General features: G+C 37.2%; 19 protein-coding genes and 1 tRNA gene. 10 read left to right on the plus strand and 10 right to left on the minus strand.

The genetic code is table 11. The features are described from left to right. Nucleotides 1–288: 288 nt before the first annotated feature. Nucleotides 289–756 carry a hypothetical protein gene (locus ACF3OC_RS13090; protein ID WP_392469380.1) on the plus strand — a complete coding sequence of 156 codons (468 nt, stop codon included), beginning with the start codon at nt 289–291 and terminating at the stop codon, nt 754–756. A 27-nt stretch (nt 757–783) separates the two neighbouring features. Beyond that, complete coding sequence (locus tag ACF3OC_RS13095; RefSeq protein WP_392471608.1) at nt 784–1,041, plus strand: transposase; 258 nt, start codon at nt 784–786, stop codon at nt 1,039–1,041. A gap of 93 nt (nt 1,042–1,134) precedes the next feature. Here the strand turns inward: ACF3OC_RS13095 and ACF3OC_RS13100 are convergent. Further along, a tRNA-Leu gene (locus ACF3OC_RS13100) sits at nt 1,135–1,216 on the minus strand. Between the two features lie 312 nt (nt 1,217–1,528). On the opposite strand from ACF3OC_RS13100, the gene ACF3OC_RS13105 reads away from it, so the two are divergent. Then, nucleotides 1,529–2,056 (plus strand): hypothetical protein, encoded by a 528-nt coding sequence (locus ACF3OC_RS13105; RefSeq protein WP_094280094.1) that lies wholly within the window; start codon nt 1,529–1,531, stop codon nt 2,054–2,056. Between the two features lie 105 nt (nt 2,057–2,161). Here ACF3OC_RS13105 and ACF3OC_RS13110 read toward each other — a convergent pair whose 3' ends face one another. From ACF3OC_RS13110 to ACF3OC_RS13125, 4 genes are all read right to left on the minus strand, one after another. Continuing rightward, on the minus strand, nt 2,162–5,203 hold the full coding sequence (locus ACF3OC_RS13110) for an AAA family ATPase (RefSeq protein ID WP_392469381.1): 3,042 nt from the start codon (nt 5,201–5,203) through the stop codon (nt 2,162–2,164). A gap of 2 nt (nt 5,204–5,205) precedes the next feature. Further along, nucleotides 5,206–6,432 carry an exonuclease SbcCD subunit D gene (locus ACF3OC_RS13115; RefSeq protein WP_392469382.1) on the minus strand — a complete coding sequence of 409 codons (1,227 nt, stop codon included), beginning with the start codon at nt 6,430–6,432 and terminating at the stop codon, nt 5,206–5,208. A 104-nt stretch (nt 6,433–6,536) separates the two neighbouring features. Continuing rightward, nucleotides 6,537–6,812, minus strand: a complete 276-nt coding sequence (locus tag ACF3OC_RS13120) for a SelT/SelW/SelH family protein (RefSeq protein ID WP_094255861.1) — start codon at nt 6,810–6,812, stop codon at nt 6,537–6,539. 14 nt (nt 6,813–6,826) lie between these two features. After that, a complete protein-coding gene (locus ACF3OC_RS13125; protein WP_094255862.1) occupies nt 6,827–7,222 on the minus strand; it encodes a c-type cytochrome in 396 nt (131 codons plus the stop codon). Between the two features lie 210 nt (nt 7,223–7,432). Here ACF3OC_RS13125 and ACF3OC_RS13130 point away from each other — a divergent pair, with 210 nt between their 5' ends. Both ACF3OC_RS13130 and ACF3OC_RS13135 read left to right on the plus strand, forming a co-directional pair. Then, the gene (locus tag ACF3OC_RS13130; RefSeq protein WP_094280089.1) at nt 7,433–8,122 is read left to right on the plus strand and encodes a prolyl oligopeptidase family serine peptidase; all 690 of its coding nucleotides are present in this window, start codon (nt 7,433–7,435) and stop codon (nt 8,120–8,122) included. Between the two features lie 46 nt (nt 8,123–8,168). After that, nucleotides 8,169–8,675 (plus strand): hypothetical protein, encoded by a 507-nt coding sequence (locus ACF3OC_RS13135; protein WP_392469383.1) that lies wholly within the window; start codon nt 8,169–8,171, stop codon nt 8,673–8,675. A gap of 3 nt (nt 8,676–8,678) precedes the next feature. Here ACF3OC_RS13135 and ACF3OC_RS13140 read toward each other — a convergent pair whose 3' ends face one another. Then, entirely contained in the window at nt 8,679–9,353 is a 675-nt protein-coding gene (locus ACF3OC_RS13140) for a phosphatase PAP2 family protein (protein ID WP_392469384.1), read from the minus strand. A 427-nt stretch (nt 9,354–9,780) separates the two neighbouring features. Between ACF3OC_RS13140 and ACF3OC_RS13145 the strand changes: the two genes are divergently transcribed. The 5 genes from ACF3OC_RS13145 (at nt 9,781) to ACF3OC_RS13165 (ending at nt 14,430) form a co-directional block, all read left to right on the plus strand. Further along, nucleotides 9,781–10,572 (plus strand): hypothetical protein, encoded by a 792-nt coding sequence (locus ACF3OC_RS13145; protein ID WP_392469385.1) that lies wholly within the window; start codon nt 9,781–9,783, stop codon nt 10,570–10,572. A gap of 15 nt (nt 10,573–10,587) precedes the next feature. Further along, nucleotides 10,588–11,784: an ankyrin repeat domain-containing protein gene (locus tag ACF3OC_RS13150; RefSeq protein WP_392469386.1), complete on the plus strand. Its 1,197-nt coding sequence runs from the start codon at nt 10,588–10,590 to the stop codon at nt 11,782–11,784. Between the two features lie 10 nt (nt 11,785–11,794). Beyond that, a complete protein-coding gene (locus ACF3OC_RS13155) occupies nt 11,795–13,132 on the plus strand; it encodes an ankyrin repeat domain-containing protein (RefSeq protein WP_392469387.1) in 1,338 nt (445 codons plus the stop codon). Between the two features lie 37 nt (nt 13,133–13,169). Continuing rightward, nucleotides 13,170–13,670: an STM3941 family protein gene (locus ACF3OC_RS13160; protein ID WP_392469388.1), complete on the plus strand. Its 501-nt coding sequence runs from the start codon at nt 13,170–13,172 to the stop codon at nt 13,668–13,670. 103 nt (nt 13,671–13,773) lie between these two features. Continuing rightward, nucleotides 13,774–14,430 carry a hypothetical protein gene (locus ACF3OC_RS13165; RefSeq protein WP_392469389.1) on the plus strand — a complete coding sequence of 219 codons (657 nt, stop codon included), beginning with the start codon at nt 13,774–13,776 and terminating at the stop codon, nt 14,428–14,430. A gap of 56 nt (nt 14,431–14,486) precedes the next feature. On the opposite strand, the gene ACF3OC_RS13170 is transcribed toward ACF3OC_RS13165, so the two are convergent. The 4 genes from ACF3OC_RS13170 to ACF3OC_RS13185 all read right to left on the minus strand — a co-directional run bounded on the left by ACF3OC_RS13170 (nt 14,487) and on the right by ACF3OC_RS13185 (nt 21,867). Further along, complete coding sequence (locus tag ACF3OC_RS13170; protein WP_392469390.1) at nt 14,487–16,790, minus strand: GH92 family glycosyl hydrolase; 2,304 nt, start codon at nt 16,788–16,790, stop codon at nt 14,487–14,489. Between the two features lie 4 nt (nt 16,791–16,794). Beyond that, on the minus strand, nt 16,795–17,511 hold the full coding sequence (locus ACF3OC_RS13175) for a basic secretory protein-like protein (RefSeq protein ID WP_392469391.1): 717 nt from the start codon (nt 17,509–17,511) through the stop codon (nt 16,795–16,797). 257 nt (nt 17,512–17,768) lie between these two features. Beyond that, a complete protein-coding gene (locus ACF3OC_RS13180; RefSeq protein ID WP_392469392.1) occupies nt 17,769–19,931 on the minus strand; it encodes an alpha-galactosidase in 2,163 nt (720 codons plus the stop codon). A 154-nt stretch (nt 19,932–20,085) separates the two neighbouring features. After that, nucleotides 20,086–21,867 (minus strand): glycoside hydrolase domain-containing protein, encoded by a 1,782-nt coding sequence (locus ACF3OC_RS13185; protein ID WP_392469393.1) that lies wholly within the window; start codon nt 21,865–21,867, stop codon nt 20,086–20,088. Nucleotides 21,868–22,485 lie beyond the last annotated feature (618 nt).

Raw genomic sequence — 22,485 nt, forward strand, 5'->3', positions numbered from 1 at the left:
CAAATAGATCAGCAATACAATACACATGGAGGAAATGTAGATGTATTAAATGAGATTATGCGATTTGCTTCTAATAAAAGTTATTTTTCAGCTTCTGGTGGCGTCAAAGAGATTTATCTTTTTATTCTTCCAAATTAATTCATACCCATTAAGTTTTGGGATTCTATATTGAGTTAATATTATTAATATCAAACTAATATTATATCGACTAATGATAGGGAAAATTAAATCTATTTCCTTGGTATTAAAGTTTATTGCAAAAGAAGTATTATATTAATAATAAAAATTATGAAAACACATATGTTAATCTGCATTTTATTACTCATTTTAAGTTCTTGTTTTACAGAGCGAGTAGTACAATCAAATCGAAATGCTCAAAAGGTAGATTCTATTAAGAATATTCTTAAAAACATCGCTTTTGTAAGATGTATTGACTATTGTTATCCCAAACGTTATGGTATAAACGATTCTCTGGATTTTAGTCTCCCATTTACATATAGCGTGTATAGTTTTGGAACTAGATTTTATTCTTTTGGAATACGACCTAAAATAGATTCTTTAGCAAAAGAAGAATATAAACGTATTGACTCCAGGAGGTTCGTAAAAGACGTGGGTGAAGGTGCAGAAGGAAAAACAGCCTATTCCCTAGCTTGTCTAGAATTTTATCACTCTCGACAATTAGATTCCTTGTCAGAGGAATGGGCAATAGGTATAATAGAAGCGATGAAAAAGGAAGAAATACCTTGGGAGGAATAGATTTTTAACAAATAAGAGCTTTCTAGTATATTCAACAGTACCTCGGATAAGATATATGCCTATACAAGACTTGCAAAATGGACGGATAAAGTAGAACAGGTAGGCTTTAAATCCTTCAATACGGTATCAAAGACAATCAATATACACCACAAGAAGATATTAAATTACTTCGACAAAAAAAGCACCAATGCTTTGGCTGAATCTTTTAATGCGAAGATAAAGGCGTTCAGAGGTGTCGGGGATATAAACTTTTTCCTATTCAGACTCTCTAAATTATTTGATTAGTCAACAGGATTTGAAACTGACCCGGATTATGCAGTCCAAAGTGGGTTTTAAAACAAATAAAGCGGATGTCTATGACTCCCGCTTTATTGTCAGTACCCAGGGCCGGGATCGAACCGGCACGAATTGCTTCATTGGTGTTTGAGACCAACGCGTCTACCAATTCCGCCACCTGGGCGTATTCCCTTTGGAACGATGCAAATATAGGTACTCTCCTTTATTTTCCAAAAATAAAATTACCACTAACACTAAACTAATTGATTTTTAGCTGATTTATTTTTAATAACAGCCCTCATAACCCCTAAAAAAGCCATTAACAAAATTTAACAAGGCTAAAAATAAACCTTTCCACTACTTTCTACTCTTACCTATAAGAAAAACGAAAAGGCAGGAAATTTAAAGGCCTCCACGTTAACATACTTTAACTAAACAGGATTTAAACGTTTCTCAACCATTTCGCTCAAAGAATACAAAAGGAAAATATTAGGATATGAAAAAGATATTAACATTTGCTGCATTATTCGCTGGATTAAGCTTTGCGGCTTCTGCACAGACTCAAGATTCAGTAAAAAAAGAAGTTCGCCAAGAGATGAAGCATAGAAAACAAGTTCGCAGCGGACACAAAATGGGTAAAATGCAAAGCAAAACCCCAGAAGAAATTGCAAAAATGAAAACTGACCGCTTGGATAAAGAGTTGAAATTTACAGATAAGCAAAAACAAGATATTTATGCTTACAATCTGGACCAAGCGAAAAAGTGGAAAGAAAAACAAGAAGTTAGAAAGGCTGATCGGGAAGCACGTAGAACAGAAATGAAAGCTGAGCGTGAAGAGTTCTTGAAACTCTTAACTCCTGAACAACAAGAAACTTTGAAAAATAAAATGGCTGAAAACCGCAAAGATAGAATGGATCGTGGTGAAAGAAATCATCACCGCCAAATGAAACGTAGAAATATGGATCGTAAGCCGGTAGAAAAGCCAGTGGAAGAAACTAAAAGTATAGATAGTTCAAATAGCTAAAAGATTTTAAGGTTTTTTATTAGTTAGTGGTTATATGTTTAATTGATGAAGGTCCCGCGCTCACGGGACCTTTCATCTTTTATAGCCTTTTTAAATATCAACTCACTAGTTCCAGGAGGCCTTAGCCTTACTTCCTGATTCTGGATCTTTCTCGACAGTAACCGATCTTGGAATCCGCTCCTTAAGCTCCTCAACATGGGAAATAATCCCAACTACCCGATTCTCATGATGCAGATATTGCAAGGTATCAAAAACAGTATTGATGCTTTCCGAATCTTGGGTACCAAAGCCTTCGTCGATAAAGAAGAAGTTCCGATCAGATTTATTCAGCGATTGAATATTCTCTGCTAATGCCAATGCTAAGCACAAAGAAGCCTGAAAACTCTGTCCACCGGATAAAGTCTTTACAGACCGTCGGTAACCATTATTTAAATAGTCGATAACCTCAAATTCATTATTTTCATTGACAGCCAAACTCAACTGATTTCTTGTCAATCGATGAAATCTTTCATTCGCCATCTCACACATCTGTCTCAAATGAATGCTGGAAACATAATTCACAAAACCATTCCCTTTAAACAGATTCTCCAGAACCTTAAGGTTTGCACCCCTCGCACTCAATTGCTCAAATTCCTCCAATAACTTCTCCTTCTTCCCTATTTCTAAGGTCAGATGAGCCAATTCCTTTTCCAATCCACCGGTCAATGCCAACTGCAGCTCCAATTCCTCCTTCTTGAATTCAAACAACTTACTGTTGGTATCCAACTCCTCCTCAGAAAACTCCTTATCCTTCAAAAACTCTTGCAATGAATTGATCTGAGTCTCTAAAACCTCAAGTCGAACATAAAATTGCTGGATTTCTTTCCGCATTTGTTCAACCGGCATAGGTCTTTGAATGATCTGTTGAACCTGCGTGATATCGGCGAAATTGTATTCCCTTAATAATTTGGCAAGTTGTTCCTGCCTAACCTTAATCTGCTGATTGAAGTTACTTAACTGATCCTTAGCGGAACCATATTGACCCGCAATTTCTGCTAATTTGGTCTTTAATGTATTTAATTTTTGATTCAGGGTCAGATAACCACTCTCTACTTGTATTACTTTTTGATCCAAATGCAGTTTGGACTGCTTTAGCTCATCATATTCCACATCCTTAAATTGATCAAAATCCAACTGTTGTAAGGATTCCTTACTATGCGCATTTACACCTTGAAGGACAGCTATTTCTGCTTTGATAGAATCCAGTTCTTTTTCAAATTTCTGAATATTATCCTGGCTTTTCTGCAAATCCAAACGCAATTGCTTGACTTCTGATTCTAAACCAGCAGTAATTTGTTCACTTTGCTTAATTCGCTCCTTTTGTGCTTCGAATGCACCCGTATCGTCGCTGGAATATCCAGCCCAACTAAACGTTGAAAGATGATTCGATAGATTTCCGCTTTGACCTTCTATATCTTGCTGAATTTGGGCTAAACTGCTTCGTTTGCTATTTAAACTAAAACTAACCCTTGTCAAGAGCTCCTTTTGCTTTTGAAAAGACACCCTTTTCTCCTCTAAACTCAGTTTCTCCTGATGGATTTTTTGTAGTTCATCCTGAACATGATTGGCCAGCATAGGCTCTGGATGTTCCAAAGCACCGCAAAGGGGACATGGCATCCCTGGTTGAAGTTCTGTCGCAAAACGACTCAACTTCGCCTGAACTTGCAAATGAGTCTCTTGATCTCGAAGCTTATTGAGATCGCTCTCAATCAACTTCAACTCATTCCCTATCATTTGCTCCCAATTATCTTCGGTATAACCTTCCTTGTTGAATTGTCGCTGCTCTTCCTCGATTTCCGCTGTCAATTGCTCCAACAACCTGTTTGATTGCTTTTGCTGTTTATCCATCGTATCTTTTTTATGATACCATTTCTCCATCTCAATCAGCTGTGAAGTATCTACCTTATCTGACTTTACTGTTTCAAGCCTTTCTTCAGTCTCCTCCAACTTCTTCGCTAAATTCCTTTCCCCTTCCTTGGTTCGTTCTACAAAAGGCGTCCCCTTCAAAAGTCTGGTTTCAAGTTCCTTTTCTTTTTTCTCGTTTTCCTTGATCTGGATCAGCTTCCGATAATCCTCTGTTTGGGCTCTAAAAATATTTAAATTCAGATAATCATGTTGAATGGCTGCAATCTCCTTCTCTACTGCATCAATTTCCTGTAACTGCCTCTCTTTTACAATCTGAAAATTCTCAATCTTATGAATTAAGGATTCCCGTTCTAAATTGAGCGACTGTAAAAAATTCAAAGGCTCCTTAAAGGCTTGGGAAGTTCTTTCATACCGATTTAAATCAGCTTCTTGCTGTTGTACTCGCTCTTTCTTACTGTTCAATTCCTTGAACTGACCCTCTTTTTGATGCAGCTCTATTCCTTTGTCTTTATACTCCTGTAGAGATTGCACCTTTACTTGCAGCTCTTGAAAGTCATTCTTGGTCTGCTCTAATGTTTTCTTAGCTTCCTCAACCTCCAATTTCTTTTGGTTAAGCACCTCCGTTGAAATACTTTCAAAGCCTGATAAAGCACCTTTTAGGTTTTCTAACTTGCGATTATTTCCCGCTTGTAAAAACCCAACTTTAGGCCCCAAATCAAACTTATTCAGGTAGAAGATCTCTTTCATCATTTCTGAACGATCCTTACCCTTTAACTCCAAAAACTCCTTGAACTGTCCCTGGGGAATAATAATCGTTCTTCGGAAGTTAGCATAGGAAAGATTGGTCAATAAAGCCCCATCCGCTGATTCTAAAGGTATCCAGTCCCCATCTATCCATTCATATGCAGTACGCTCAATCGGGGTGGTATCATCAAAATTCTTTCTCCTTTTCCACTGCGCAACAAAGCGAAACTTACGCTTCTCAAAGTTCAGAAACTCAAAGACAATCATCGTTTGATTAGACTTTAAGTTCATCATATTGTAGGCACGTTTATCCGTTTTATTCAAACGTTCCGTATCGCCATATAGTACAAAACTAATGGCCTCCAAAATGGAAGATTTCCCAGATCCTACATTCCCAAAGATCCCAAATAGACCTGCCTCGGTAAGCTCTGCAAAATCAATACTTTGTTTTTCTTGATAGGAATATAAACCCTCAATACTTAAATATAATGGCAACATACTTAATCTTCTTTTTCTAAGGTATTTGTAGAGACCTCATGAAATAAGGCCATCAATTCTTCATTGGGCTCCTGACCATACTTGGATTTGAAATAGTCCTTGAACAAACTTTCCATATCCTGATCCAGATTAACCAATGACTTAGGTTGATTTATTTCTTGTTTTTTACTGACTACTGGGATAATATGTATAATCCCTTCATGAGCTCCATGAATTCTTTTTAAATCACTGGAACTTAAAAAATTATCAGATTCTATTGTAAGTTCTACTAAAGCATACTTATTATCATGCAACCATCGCACTGCTTCATCGATATCCTTAAACCTAACCCGATGTAATGGCCTTCCCTTCTCTAAGGAAACTGTACGATATTGAGCTATTTTATTCGGCTCTAAATCTACAATAACTACCTGTTTCTTCTGACCACTTTCCGAAAAAGAATAGGCTAATGGACTCCCAGGATAGATTACTGGTGCTGTACCCTGACCTATCTCATGGAATTTATGCAAGTGCCCTAAAGCTGTATATTGAATGGACCCGGGAATACTATCCGAATAAACCACATCCGCAAAACCTAACCGTAATGGCTTCTCACCTTCTGGCTCCTCCAACACCTCGGCACCACGCTTCAACATATACAAATGCGTCGTCAAGATATTCACACCGTAAGAATCACAATATTGATTAGCTGTATCCAGCCATTTTTTCTTTAATACCTCCTGCAGCTGACTCGCTTTATCCTCATCCCCTAAATACTGTTTCAAGCGGATCTCATTCGCAAACGCAGTACTCAAAACCCGAATGGGATAATAGTATTTTGGAAGCTTTATCTCAACAAAACCTTCATCCACTCGGATAATATCAAAACTCCCATCAACGGTTAGCGGATTGATCTTTAAGTTAGGTTGACCAAAAAAGAAAATACCCAATTCACGCGCTAGCGAATCTGGTGAATCTATCCGATCGGGAGAATCATGATTCCCCGCAATCGCAATCACTGGCCGCTTTCCGTTCTTGGATAACCTCTTTAAGGTTCGATAAAGTAATTCTGTAGCTTCAACCGGTGGATTAAAAGTATCATATAGGTCACCTGATACGACTACAAGGTCTACATCCTCCCGATCTGCAATCTGACATATTTCGTCTAAGACTTCTTTCTGTTCCTCAAGCCTAGAAAAGAAATCAAGCTTTTTACCCAGATGCCAATCTGCTGTATGTAATATGCGCATTTACAATAAATCTGTTATGGTGAATGTTAAAAATACAGATTTTTATCTTTGAAAAGGGTTAAGAAATGTGAAAGATTTTTAGGGTTTATGGCTTCTTTCAAACCTTAATGGTCAGAGTGACCTAAGGACTTTTCCGGATTAACTATATTGCGAACCAACTGCTTAAGCTCCTTAATCTCCGGAAATCTACCCGCACGTTTGCGGTCAAAAATTATTTCGTCATTCACAAATACCGTGTAACGACCACTAATCTCACTCGGCTCCAAATTAACCGATTGTAAATCATCCACAAAGGTGGTTAAAAGCTCCTGAGCCATATATGCTGCACGAAGCATCCAACCACATTTGGGACAATATGTTATCCGAACTATCGCTTTCACTGAATCTGTATAAACTATTGTTTTACAACAGTGAATGCATCAGTTTTCCCATTATGACAGGTGTTACATGATACATTGTAAACAACGCCATCGTAGGCTTTATTGAAATGTTTCTTATTGATCTGTTTAGTCATTTTTATCATGTGCCTAGCAATATCCTTTTTCGGATTCGCATCGGACGCAAAATCCAAACCTTTTTCGCCATTTGGCTTCGGAGCATGACAATGATTACATTTTACGCCTAGAGCCATATTAAACGACTTCATTGTACTATCAAGCGCTTCATGACTAATGTTCTTTGGAAGTACCTTGAGGTTCTGTGGCTTTTCTTCCTGCCCACCAACATGAAAGGCACTAAGTCCAATAACTAGGGCTAATAAACTAAATAAGGTAACGGCTTTTCTCTTCATATCGCTTTGATTAATAATGCTTAAGCAATTTATGAAAAATAATTGAATTGTAATATAAATGTCATGAAAAAATATAACAAACTACTATACAATAATTTACACAACTTCATTTTGTTTAAAACTTCTTTGTTTCTATCTTGCAACCCTTGATTTTTAACTGACTTAAGAAACCAGATTTCTACCATCTGGACATAAACTCGAAAGAAAACTATGTATAAATCATTTTTGCTTTTGTTTGCTCTCTGCTTAGGATTCACTTTCTCTGTTAATGCTCAATTAAAAGCTGTCAAATCGAAGACCGGATATTCCTATTTGGTCAGAACCCCTGATAACATAAAAACGGATGAAAAAATTCCAGTGATTATCTTCTTACATGGAAGAAGTCTGTCAGGACATGATTTAAACCGTGTAAAACGTTATGGGGTGCTGCGAGCAATTGAAAGAGGCAAAGATCTGGATGCGATTGTTGTTGCTCCCCAAACCTCCAATGGTTGGGATCCAGACAAGGTGGTCGATGTCCTAGATGAAGTCCTTAAGAATTACCCTGCCGATGAGCATCGGGTTTATGTCTGTGGAATGAGTATGGGGGGATACGGAACAATGGATGTAGCTGGTAAATACCCAGAGCGTTTTGCAGCTGCTGTTGCCATCTGTGGTGGCGGAACAGTAAGCTATGCTTGTAACCTGACCCAAGTCCCTTTGTGGATTCAACACGGAAGTGCCGATAGAGCAGTACCTGCATCCGAATCTAAAAAAATCTATAACGCCATTAAAAAATGTAACAATAAAGCCGATGCTACCCTGACGATCATCCCTGGAGGAACCCATGGTAGCGTGGAAAGCTTATTTCATGGAGAAAAGATTTACGACTTTATGTTTAAACACAGTAAAGGTTCATAATAAAGCATTTGTATAATATCAATTAAACAAATAGATAAGGATCAATATGCGTGTTGAGGTAAAGGATAGGATGCAATCTGACTATGTTTATGAAAGAACGGAGCCTATTGGTAAAAACTTTCACTCGGACTTCAAACCCCAGCTTAGCCCAGCGGAAATGCTGGAATTAGGTGTGTTCAACGGAAAATATTTAAATGACTGCCAAGATGAATTCCCTAAAGAATGGTTTACCAATGCTAAATTATATCAGGGGGACAATAAAGCAGGAGATCCCAGTCTAAACTATTTTAAAATCAGGGCTTCACAGCCTCTTACCATGTGGCAAATGAAAGGTTGGATTCACCCTCAAGACCCTCGAGGCTGGTTTCAATGGTATTGCCGCTATTACATGGGTAGAAGGTCCGAAGATGATGATAGACAAATAAAACGCTGGAAAGCCTTTAAACGGCACCTAAGTCAGGTTAAATACAACTGTGCATTTGGCGACCATCAGTGTAGGCCAAAACAAAGACAAGCGCTTTTACATTGGGCCTATGATAGCATTAATTTATAGCCTTTAAAAGGTACAGGCATAGGTGATTTGAACTTGTCTCCCATTATAGCTGGGAATAAATATGGATGGATACTTCTTCTTTTGCCACCGTTCTTCCAGGGTTGGTAACATCCAATAAGCCATTTTGGTACTTAGTATCCCTACTCCAGCCCCCATCACAACATCGGATAACCAATGCCTATTGTTATACATTCTAAAAAAACCTGTTCCCGCAGCTAATGTATACGCCCCGATTCCATACCATATCGATTGATGCCTGTATTCTTGCCAAATCAATTCTGCACCAACAAATGCTGTAGCCGTATGCCCCGATGGAAAGGAATTCATTGATGAAAAATCTGGTCGCATCATAGGCATACTCTTCTTCATTAAATTCACCGTAGTGCCCATAATGATATGTGAAACAGTAGCTGTAAAAAATCGAGACCTTAAGCTATGCTTCGCTTCAACTCCCATAACATCCAAAGCAAAATATGCCCCGGTGGATGCATATTGGGTGAAATCATCAATATGTACTCGTTGGGGTCGATTGTATTGTAAGTTTTCCTTTATGATCTCATTCTGCCGCTGCAAATACGGACTTTTCACCGAAGCTACCCCATACGATATTAAACCAATTGGAGCAATTAAATCCACTTTTAAAACCCTATTGGAAAAACTGTTCCTTGTCGAAATCATGGAGTTGATCTTTAAACTATCTTGCTGACAAAAGCACAAGCCTCCATCTAACAGAAAAATAATTAAGACAAGAAAACGAATTATAGGCGAACAATTTAAGTGCATATTGCTCATAAACTTCAATAATTTGGGTCTATACTAATAATTGGAAGTAATAAAATTCAACTTAATATCCTAGTATTTAATAATTGAATTAGTACACCTAATTTATTATTAAAAATCAATAATCAAAATAGTAGAGATAACTTTTATTGACAAAAACATTCAATATTATTAATTATTTTACCTATAAGTAGGTTTTAAATGACAAAAAAATTAGCTTCGATTCACTACAATACTTGGTTCATTTATATAAATCAACCATACTTCCATATAATAATCCTACCATTATCAGCATTCTTAGTTTAGATTTATAAACAGAATTTTTATGAAATCAATCATCAGTTTAATCATCATTGCTATGAATTTGAATTTTGAATCATGTGACTCAGCTAGTAACGAGGATGCCTTGGAATTTTTAAGAGAAACTCAGATCCTAGAAGAATTTTACTCAGCAATTGAACCTTTTAATCCTGAAAAGATTGAAGCTGATGATTCTTCTAATCTGCTGTTAAACTATAAAAAGGAATATAGTAGAACTGCTCTTGATTATCGTTTGATAAAAATCGTTGAATCGACCTATTCAGAAACAGAATTAAAAGGGTTCCAGTCCATGAATGCAGATGAAATCTATAATTTCAATCAAGATAAGTTCAAAACTGTTGAAAAAGGAGTTGAGAAATTATACGATGAAGTATATATTGAAGGAAATCGAATTATTGCTGGGGTTGAAATAATCGATACGCCAAATCAGGCAAAACCATTTGAATTCTTCAAAATCAATCGTAAAAATGGGTTATATCTTGTCACTTCTTACGATAGCTATCTGCCTCAAAACATACAAATACCAAACGAACCCTTCATTTCAGCTTCACACTTCACCTCCGTCGTTCCCAATGGACAACAAATAATCATAGGATTAAATGAAATTGACAAAGAAAACTTTGCCCAACTCCTATCTAAGAATCAGCAGGAAAAAATTACTCTAATTATTAATAATAGAATAATTAACGTCATTCCCATTGAATCTGTAACCCAAAATAAGGTCATGGTCATCAATAGTCCTTGGTCAGAAGAAAAACTGATAGAATTCTCTAATCAGATTAAAAACGAAAATTAATAAAAACTCAATATTATGTTTGAAAAGACTCCTTTGATAGTAGCTATTTCAAATGGCGACATGGAAAATGCAACAAAATTATATGAACAAGGCGAGAGAATCCCTCAGAGCCCGCATTCCTATGATTATTCCCAACTTTATGATACCATCATCCGAAAAAATGGGTTTGAATTAATCGGCTTAATGTCCGAAAATAAAGAAATTGAAAAAGACATTTACATGCTTGAAAAATTGGATGATACTATATTTTCCAAGTTAATCAGAGTAAAAAGCCCGAAAGAAGATTTTATAGAATTCTTCAAGGACTTCATTGGTAGTTCGGACAACATTAATGATGAAGTTTCGGGAGAAACCTTATTAAGTCATGCTATTAATAACGCTGCTGATCCAGCAATAATTCAAGCACTTATAGACTCAGGATGTCGGGTAGATTTTAAAAACCAAGCAGAGGATAACCTTATCAATTTAAGCATCAAAAAACACGGCTTGACTCCACAAAATCTTGCAAAATATCTCGAAATATTTGCCAATGAGGGCTTAGATATCAATGAAACGAATAAACAAGGCAAAACCGCTTTACATATCGCATTAGAAAGCAATAAGCCACATGCGTTGGAAGCATTGCTACAAAATGGGGCTAACCCTAATCAGCAAGATAATGAAGGTCAATCCGCATTTTTTATCGCTGTATCTCAAAAAGCCGACCTTGAACAATACAGTAAACTTGCTGAATACGATAGCATGGATTTTGAACAAACAAATAATCGGGGTGTAAAAGCTTTACATGAATATCTCCGCACATTAGAAGGCTACAATGCCGACAATCCAGGTTTATTAATGCGAATGATTGAGGATGGTGCCGATTTAAATAGCACATCCCCATATTATGAAAATGAATTATCCGCTTGGAACTGGATTGCTCAAAAAAACGCAGGATTGTTTGAAAAGGTATTCCATGCGACTCAACCTGAAGTTAACGAGCAAGATGATTTTGGTAATACCTTATTACATTTAGTCGTTATGAAAGATAGTAACCATGACCAGAATCAAGCAAAAGAAACTTATAAGAAAGTGAAATTGCTACTGGATTCCGGAGCACGCCCAAGCATTGTAAATAATCAAGAGCAATCTGCCATGATGCTTGCTTCGCAAGATAATCTCAAAGCGAAAACCGTGGAAATCCTATTAATTGCTCAACAAAAAGAAAATTAAGCTTATGTCAATGTCATTTATTATCGCCTGCGAAGGCGGAAAAAGAAAAATAGCAGAATTACTATTAGAAAATAAAGAAGTAGATGTCACCTATACAGATGAAAAAGGTCGAACGGCTTTACATTATGCCGCCCATAGAGGATACTTGGACCTAGTAAAAATCCTTGTAGAAGAGGGCGCAGACATCGATTATGAAGATCAACAAGGCGAAACTCCCCTATTCTTTGCTAGCCTCCAAAAACAAAAACAAACTGCCCTTTACCTTATTGAGCAAGGTGCAAGAGTTGATCTCAATGATTTAAAAGGAAATAGTTTATTACACTTAACCGCAGCTACAGGACAGGCTGATGTTGTCAAGGAATTGATTGAAAAAGGCTTGGATGTCAATGCCATGAACAATAATACCGAAACTCCATTAATGCTTGCTGTCCTTAATCGGAGTACGGAAGTCGCCAAAATATTACTTGAAAATTCTGCCGATCCGAATAGCAGTAATAAATCAGGTAATTCAGCCCTTTTATTAGCCGTAAAAAATAGACAACTTCCCATGATTGAACTTTTACTCAAAAATGGGGCTGATGTCAACCAGGTCAATCAATTCGGAGAATCTGCCATTTTGGTCGCCTGTTATGAAGGAAATAAGGCTATGGTTAAAGCATTATTGGATAATGGAGCAGATGTTGCAATCAGTTCCTCTGAAGGTGTTTCTCCAATTTGGTATGCCTGTGCTCATAATCAAAAAGAAATTGTCACTTTATTATTAGATCAAGGTTTAGATGTCAATCATACACGACCAGTATCAGGAAACGATCAGGCTATGTACGGTTATCTGGATTATGTTGAAACTAACAACAATCTCTCCATGGATGCCCAGTTCAATTTTAAAGTCAACGAGGCCCAAGGTGGAGAAAGCTTATTGCAACATGCTGTGAAAAATGGACACTTGAGCATGGTAAAACTATTGGTAGACCGTGGAGCAGATATCAATATTCAGGACGAATCCGGAAATACTGCTTTACATTATGCTGCTGCCAACGGCAAAAAAGATGTACTGAAATTTTTATTGGAAAACAATGCAGACCCTCATTTGGTTAATGTTAAAGAACAAAAAGCAATTGATTATTCCAATATCAAAGGATTTAATGAGATCACGGCCTTATTAATTCAATTTGGCTCTTCTAAAGGCAAGGAGGTCGCTGCACAGCAAGGTAATTCTACTCCTGCTAATTCTGCACCTGCTGCAGTTGATAAAAAGAAAGCGCTGATGGATTTAAAAGAATTATTGGATGCCGGAATATTGACTCAAGAAGAATTTGATCAAGAAAAAAGCAAGATTCTCGCAAGTTAATTTTTAGTCATTTACTTCAAAAAGAAAAAATCAAAATATGGAAACAACAAATTTTAATTACAGCCAGGATAAATTAAAGAAAATGGCGTTTTATTTCCTAATCATTGGAGTTGTGGGCGTTGGATTTGTCTACTATAGCTGGTTTATTAAGACCGAGGGACTAGTTTTCGGCAGATACAGCAGTATATTCATTGCTCTCCTAGGTTTTGGAGCATTCATTTACATGAAGTTATTTGGTAAAAAATCAGATGAAATTGCCCTTAGCATTGGCGCTAATGGAATAACCGGCAATACTACTCCTATAGCCAAAGCTGCCGGACTGATTGAATGGAATGATATTGTAAATATTTACAATGAAGGAAAATACGTAGATCTTGAAATCCGTGACCCTCAGAAATATGCCGATAGAATGAAGAACTTCTTTGTTCGGGATACCTTCATGAAAACAATGAAAGTTTTTATTCGAATTTCAATCGCCGAAATAGACGTCACTAACCAAGAAATTGATCAAACGATACGCAAATATCAAAGGCCCTGAGCATAATTACCAAATATCATTACCTATAAACAGGTATTTTCCGGATAAATAAACCCGATGAGTTTTTATATTTTAGATTTGTAGGAAACAACAAAATCCTAATATGAAAAAACAGTATTTAGTAGCCTCGCTACTTTTGGGCTGCAGCTTATTTATCGCCTGTGGAAATTCAAACAATTCTTCTGAAGAAGGAGAAACTGAAGAAAAAGGTGCTCTCGAGAAACTAAGTGATGCCGGAAATGCCATTCAAAGCTTAAGTGGCATGGAAAAAGCCATGAAAGAAGTAGAAAAACATACTACTGCGCTTAAAACTAAAACACCTGTAAATAATGATGAGTTGAAGAAAGTGTTCCCTGAATCATTAGATGGCTTGAAAAGAACCTCTATATCAGTCGGTGAAATGAATGCCATGAACATTGCAACAGCCTCGGCAGATTATGCAAATGAAGATAATTCTAAAACCATCAATATCAACATAATGGATGGCGCAGGTGAAGAAGCAAGCAGCTTAACTGCATTGGCATTTTATGGTTACAACATGGATTCTGAAAAAATAACAGAAGACTCTTCTCAAAAAACAACGAATTATAAAGGTCAAAGAGCTAAATTGACCGAAACAAAATACAATGATGAAACATCCTCAACCATTGAATGGATTCACAAAAACAGATACTTAATGAAAATTGAAGGTGATGGCTATACAATTGACCAGGTTGGCAACTTGATGGACAAACTGGATTTAGGTAGTTTACCAGATTAATAAGCATAAAAAAGCGGGCCTTCAATTAAAAAGCCCGCTTTTTTATGCTTTTAGTATTATTTCTTGGGCTTAGAAGCCATTACGAATTGTAATTCCCCACCATTTGACAAATCTGCATGTGAAATCTTGAAATCCTTCAACTCTTTACCATTCCAGAAAACTTTACTCACATAAACATTCTTTTCCGATTGATTCTTAGCCAAAACTTTCAACAGCTTTCCACCTTCTAATTTCACCTCTGCCGATTTAACCAATGGACTTCCTAACCAATAATGCGGATCTCCTGGAGCTACAGGATAAAAACCTAATGAACTGAACAAATACCAAGCAGACATCTGTCCACAATCATCGTTCCCCCCTAATCCGGCAGGACCATTATGATATTGATTCCGGATAATTTGACGAATACGCTCCTGAGCCTTCCAAGGACTCTTTGTAATATTATACAAGTACGCAACATGATGAGATGGCTCATTACCATGTACGTAGTTCCCTATGATTCCTTCTCGCGTTATATCCTCCGTATTTTCAAAATACTTATCTGGTAAATGCATCGTGAATAGGGAATCCAAATAGGTTTCAAATCGTTTTTGACCGCCCATCGTTTCCATCAATTCTACCGGTTGATGCGGAACATACAATGAATAATTCCAGGTATTCCCCTCAATAAATCCTTGACCATGCGTATCTAAAACATCAAATTTCTCCCTAAAATTGCCTTTACTGTCTTTAGGACGCATAAAACCAATTCGCTCGTCATACAAGTTCTTCCAATTTTGAGCCCTTTTATTAAACTCATTGGCAATTTCAGTCTTACCCAGTTTCTCCGCCAATTGTGCAATACACCAATCATCATAAGCATACTCCAGAGTATTGGATACTGAAGTCCCATTTTTGTCATCAGGAACATATCCAAGATCTATATAGTCGCCGATTCCTTCATATCGTCTCACATTGGCAGTTTGTACACAAGCATTTAATGCTGCCTCAGCATCGCCCTTATAAACTCCCTTAAGAATTGCGTCCACCACAACGGAAACCGAGTGATATCCACTCATACACCAGTTCTCATTGGCATAGTGCGACCAGATTGGAAGCATATTTAATACCGATTGATCATGATGTGCCATCATCGATGATACCATATCCGCATTTCGCTTCGGATCAACAAGATTCAACCATGGATGAAAGGCACGGAAAGTATCCCAAAGCGAAAATGATGTATAATTCGTAAATCCTTCGGCCTTGTGAATCTCCTGATCCAACCCTTTATATTCTCCATTCAAATCCATATAAACTGTAGGCATCAGGTTTGCATGATAAACAGAAGTATAGAAATTCACTAAATCTTCCTTATTTAACATATCAACCTTGAACTTCTCCAATTCCCCATTCCAATCTGATTTCCCTTTTCCCACAATCGCCTCAAAATCCCAATTCGGAGTTTCTGCTTGCATATTTTCCAAGGCATTTTTCATGCTCACAGGACTCAAAGCTACTTTCATCATTACCTGCTCCCCTTCTTTGGTATCAAAATCCAAATGCATCTTGATATTATGGGCAGCTAACTCCGGAAAGTTATCCTCTTGGTTGAACTTTCGCCAAAACCCCTTGTACTGAACATTCTTATCCAAATACTTGGCCCCATAATTCTTAAAGGCCTTGGAGGTTTTGATTGCGAAATAAACTGTTCTTGTTCTCGCCCAGCCATTCGTCTGACGATATCCAGTGATCGTTGAATCATTCAATACCCGAACAAAAGTCCAGACATTTTTTCCATCATAATTGTAAATCCCTGAAGTCAAATCAAGAATAAGATGGGATTGATCCGATGCCGGAAAAGTATAACGATGAACCCCCACTCGGGTACTCGTCGTCATTTCCGCCAGAATATTATGTTTATCTAATTTGACTTTATAATAATTGGCTTCCGCCACTTCATTATCATGACTGTAAGGCGAGCGATAACCATCTTGCGGCCGATCGGCTGTCCCTGGATTTAACTGAACCTTCCCCTGGGTTGGCATAATCAATATATCTCCCAAATCTGAATGCCCAGTCCCGGAAAAATGCGTATGACTAAACCCTACAATAGTCGGGTCATCATACTGGTATCCAGCACAATATTTGTAAACATCGCCTGTGTAAACTCCATTGACAGCGTATGGAATGGTGTCGGTTTCCGGACTTAATTGTACCGACCCAAATGGAACGGTCGCTCCGGGAAAGGTATGACCCATTTTTGCCGTACCTATCAATGGCTTTACATATTGACTAAGATTGGAATCTTGTGCATTTCCAAGCATGGGGATCATCAATAAGGCAAAACACTTAGCTAGTTTTATATAGTTTCTGTTCATGATATTAAATTACGGGATTTGAAGAATATTCCGACCATAATTCATCGATCGTTTTTCCAGTTTGTTTTTGCCAAAAAGCATCAGTATACGTTTTCTCACGCATGGCCTTGTCCAATTTTTTCACAAAATTCTTTTTCTTATGACTTTCTATCCATTTGAAAAAACGTGCAGTGATACGATAGGAGTCTGTATATTTTTGTTTCGCATTGAATTCGGGAAGTCTCCAATTTCCGGCTTCATTCGAAACACCATACTTATCCCGAATAAAATCAGCAATACCTTCGGTAATCCACCATGGCCCACTACCATTTGGATAGGCTTGAACAATATGCATCACCTCATGGGTCACAACATCAATATCATGTGGATTTTTCTTCAACCATTTTGGACTATATCGTACAATTCCGCCTGCCGTCGCTGCAACACCATCATATCCTGGATCAATCACGAAAGTGACTTCTTTCGGACTTTTCTTATTGTAAGTCTTCGCTAGCTTTGGATAGTTAATAAAATAGGTACTGATCAACTCCTGTTTTGTTTCAGCACTAAAATCCTTATCCTTATTAATCCAATATAAGGTATAACCCTTTTCCTTTAGGGTATCTATTTCTACAGCCACTTTCCGGTCATCATCCGTATGTTCCCAACTTTGAGCAAATACAGAAGTAAAGGAAAAAGCCATAAAAACAGAAATTCCGAATGTAATTGTGTTTCTTCTCATTGAATAATTTGATTTTCTATAATTAATTTAGGTGACAACTACCTTTTTATGGCGTTTTGAGCCTACTAAAACGATAATCTATATCCCAAATATATTCAAAAGAATCATTAAAATCCTATAATTCCACGATTGTTACATCCGAATTTATTAACCCAGGTTCATTTTTTGAAAAATAGGAAATCAAGCCTAGACTGATTCCCTAATCAATTACATTCTAAATTGGGAAGGGCGATTCAAATTTGAATCGCCCTTATTCTTTAGTTTAATGTGAACCAGGTATATCCCTTGGCAGGAATCTTTACTGGAACCTGAATTTTATAATCTCGCGAAACTGGATAGGTACTCGAATTTTTTCCTTCAAAAGCGAGTTGAACCTTTTCATTTAAACCTGTATAATAAACAGGTAAATCAATCGAAATATTCATTTCTTTATTCGTAGGATTATACAACATACCTAATCCTTTCTCCTTACCATTGGGATCAACATGTAAAATTCCATCCCAATTCCTTCCATCTGCACGACGAAGATGAATAATATCGGCATTCAGGATATTTCGATATTTTTTATACCATTCAATGACTTCAATCACTGTTGCTTTCGTATTTTCAGTATCATAAAGCCTTGGACCTCGATAACAGGCTTGTATTCCTGCGCCGTAATATTGCATCATCAATTGCTTATAATCATCCAAATGTTCATTTAAGGGCTCCAATACCGCATCTGCTCCGCCTCCATGATAGGCCGTTAAAGGAACAAATCCCCATCCCATGGAATTGGTTTTCTCCCAAGTTCCATCATAAATATTTTGACGGTTCAATATCTTCTGCTGATCCCTGGATAATGAAAAATTAACCTCTCTATAGCCTAAAGCAATTTTATTCGTGCCATCTAAAAAATACCAATCGGGCGCATTGATATATACCCCCATTTGATTCAATTCATGGAAAATAGATTTCTGAATCTCCATTTGTGCCCATTGCGAATCCTCTAATCCATGATGGCCAGGATGATCATGCGAAGCACAAACATCGCCTGGATATGGGCCGTCCATCTCCAAAATACTAAAGCCTGTATGTTTAAAAAAGTCCTTAATTGCTTTCGCATACTCTAATCCCCACTGACTCCCAAAACATGGTGCATTCCCGAAAAATGCCCCTCCAGGCTTCCCAGTCTTTGGATTGATAACATCTGTTGCATCATTGATCCGTCGGGAACTAAATAAAGTATAACCTCCTAATTTAACCCCTTTCGACTTCCCATAATCCGCCAACTCCTTCCATTCCTTATGATTCTCAGGAGTATTCAACTCCATTTTTAAATGGCTTCCAAAACTTAATATGACAGCTTCATAGCCCGTAGCAGCACATTGATCAATCGCTGTAATTACCTCTTCCCTATTCTTGCTGACCAAATGCATAAAGATTGGATTCGAGTTGGTCCAAGGTGCCAGCTTCCGATACATTTTACGAACTGCTAAGCCTCTACGCTCCTGATCATGGCCATCATGTAACAGTTCATAGGTTTTTACAGATATGAACTTTTGCTTTGGAAGAACCTCTATCTTGGAAACATCCTTAGGATAAATAACCGCTTTCGCTGGACTTGTCAGGTCATAATTTACTTGCGAGGTATAAGTAGAATCTCGCTCCCAATGCAGGGTTTGATCTGACAATCGGTATTTCATGGCATTGTTGAAAGCATAATTGGTTTCAAAATATATTCCTGATTGCTTCAACATATCCTCTGTACTCCCAACTACTGCTGACTCCTCTTCTACCAAGGATAACACTTCATTGACCACTCTATTAACCATTATTGTGGCAGAACTCTCATTTCTTACTTCCACCCATTTCCGTAAAACCGGAATCCCATCATAAATCTCATAATGCACATCTACAGAAATCCCTGTTAATTTAGGATGTTGAAAGGTAAATACCATACCCAACCCATTAGGAAGTTCATTGCTGGAAGACCAAAAAGTACTGTTTACTTTCAGATTTTGCTCTATTGGAACCTCTTTCGCAGCTTGAAAAGTAAAAGCATCTGGATTCGCCTCTAAGTTGCTGAACCAATCAGTTAAAAAATAGGCCTTCTCCTTTTGTCCTTTTAAACCTCCAATTTCATAATCCTGACCATTGATATTGACAATAGCCTCGGGTTCGATAGCACGAATAAGCTGCTGACCATTGGTCAAATTTGTAAAGTCATAACAAGCCAGGTTAGCGGCTTTCTTGAAGGAACGACGAATTAAACCATTGTCCAGAATAATGCCATCATTGCTGTTCACAATTTTGGATTTATAGCCTTTGGATTGAATAAGCCAATCTGGCTTTGCGGATGTACCCGTCTGCGCATTTATAGGTTGAATAACTGCAACCGACAGCAAGGCAAATAAAATCAGTTTAGGATTGATTTTCATATTTAGTATTTAAGTTTCTTCAATTTTTATAAAACCAATATGCCTTACCCCAAGAAACAGGGTAAGAATAAAAAGTCTTTTGAGGGCTTAAAGACTAGGTTATGTTGAATTTTGGAGGTAATTAAAAAATTACCTCCAAAATCGACAGGTCAATTTATAGTGTTCTCGAGATTTCATTCAATAAGGATTTTGCTTGATTCAAATCCTCATTCCAACCATCGAAACGTTGGTTGACTTCTAATTTCTTGATCGCATTCTGAAAAGCATCCAGGTTCTTTTGATCATTTTTATCCTTTAATGCTTTTAATACAATTCTCGCCTTCTCATAATCTTGAATTCCTTCTAGCATCCTTTCATATCGAATGGAAGATCTGCCTTTTGGATAAACAATATAAGTATCACCTGCTGGCCAAGTCCTAAATCTGGAATCTTGTAAAGGATTTTCAACCCATGAATTATAAGCCCATCTCAGCATACCATCAAATCCTGTTGCTAAGGCATACCAACCTAAATATGTTGATTCTGCAGGTTCGGAAAAAGTAAATTGATTCGGAAAACCATCTGAACAACAAATATAAAAAGTACTATTCAAGCCTCTTCCTTTACGATTAATGATGTCTTCTTTTGAAAATGGATGACCCACAGAAATACTGATATCCTCAGAATTTGGAAATCGCTGATAAGTCTTTTGGTTATCAGCGTAGGAAATTCCTATTTCAGGAGCTACCTTATTTAATAAGGCAAATGCAGCGTCCATCTGCTCTCTTTCTCGCTCATCAATGGCAATATTCGTTTTATCCAACCAACCTTTAGTCCTCAGATGTCGCACAAAGTCCTTTAAAAATGGAGTCCATAATTCATCAAAAACTGCTGTCCCTGGTTTTGCTACAACATTCACTAATTCGCCTTTGCTCGCATCCTTATAATGGATTTCATTGTTCCAAGGGATGATGGAATAGCAATTGATCATATCTTTTACCCCTAAATCCGTCATAAACTGAACCCAACGGTCGAAAACAGCATAATCATAAGTCCAACTACCATCTGCATTTTTGGTCCATGTGATCATATCCGCATAGGGATCATAGGTTTGAACATTCCAAGGATCCTTATTTAAAGTCGTCGTAATCACCTTCTGCCCAGCATCAGCTAACATTTTCATCACTGGTTTCATAGCCTCAAAATGCGCATCACTCCACATTTCTAATCCTTCCACCCGGGCAACTGCCGATGGATGCTGCCATTGGTCAAGATGGTAAACCCATTCTGATGATTTAGGCAAGGTCTGATTGATGACCTCTACCTCTAACGCTAAATTTTGAGCTGGTTGACCTTTCGCACTAACAGTGACTGTACCTTGATAGGGTCCGGCCTGAGCATCTTGAGGAATATTTACACTTACCCATACTGGGCGATTTGTTTTCTTTTCTAAATTAAAAGACTTTAAATCATCCAACATATCAGGAGACAAGGAGGAAGCAAAATCCTCAGGTTTCCGATGTCCACAACCTCCTGCAAACTCATCTGTCATCACATATCTTACAAATCGAGCATCAGTAGCAGACTTTGGAATAACAGCATTACCCTTTGAACGTAAATCAGAAACAGAAACCTGTACATCCGATATATCTGTACCTGTCCAGAGTAGTATTTGAGCAGAAAGTTTCTCCCCTTTCCAACCCTCAATTTTAACCCGATTCTGCTTCGCAATTTCGGGAGCTAATGACTTTGCAAATCGCTTATCAATTGTTACAAAAGAACTTTGTAATCCTGGTGAAACTTTCGACCAATCCGAATTTACATCCGAACTAGGATCCGCTAATTCAACAAAAGTTGCTGATAAGGCTGGCTTTATTTGTGCATAGGACTCCTGGAAATTCAAAAAAGAAAAACCAAAACCCAATAAAACTACCCATTTAGCTGTATTGATTTTCATGTAATTAAGTTTAGTTGATGGAATTATTAATACAACTCTAATCGAATCGCATTAAATCACAATATACGGGATATAAATCAATTTTGAACAAATTAAGTGTTTGTAAACAAAATATTATCCACGCTAATATTTTAATAAACATCAACATAACAGTTCCCTAAAACCTTGATTTACAATTTTTTATTATTTATTAAAAAATTTGAATAAAAATTTTTTCCTCCTATATTTGCACTTGTTTATAATAAGTCTAAATAAAGACTATATGCAAACAAAAAAATAGCGCCATGCCAAAGACTGCAATCTTAGCATGACGCCCAAATCTAATAGAAGCTGTAACTCCTATTAGTTGATCGGTTCTAGGAACCGACCACCTTTATCAAACTGTAAGTATGAAAGGACCCGCAAGATAAAAAAAATTGGGGGCTCCCCCTAGATAATTATTTCAAGGTTCTTTCATACGCAGTTAATGGAATTATTATTTATTTATCATTAACTCATTATGTTCAATTATTTATTACCCTACTATTTTGAGAAGAAAATCCTTCGATATTCTTCCAATCCTATTACTCCATTTCAGGTTTCTCAAAAATTAAACTTGATTTTTTTCACATCCTTTCC

Source organism: Sphingobacterium cellulitidis, from assembly GCF_043187465.1.
GTDB lineage: Bacteria > Bacteroidota > Bacteroidia > Sphingobacteriales > Sphingobacteriaceae > Sphingobacterium > Sphingobacterium cellulitidis.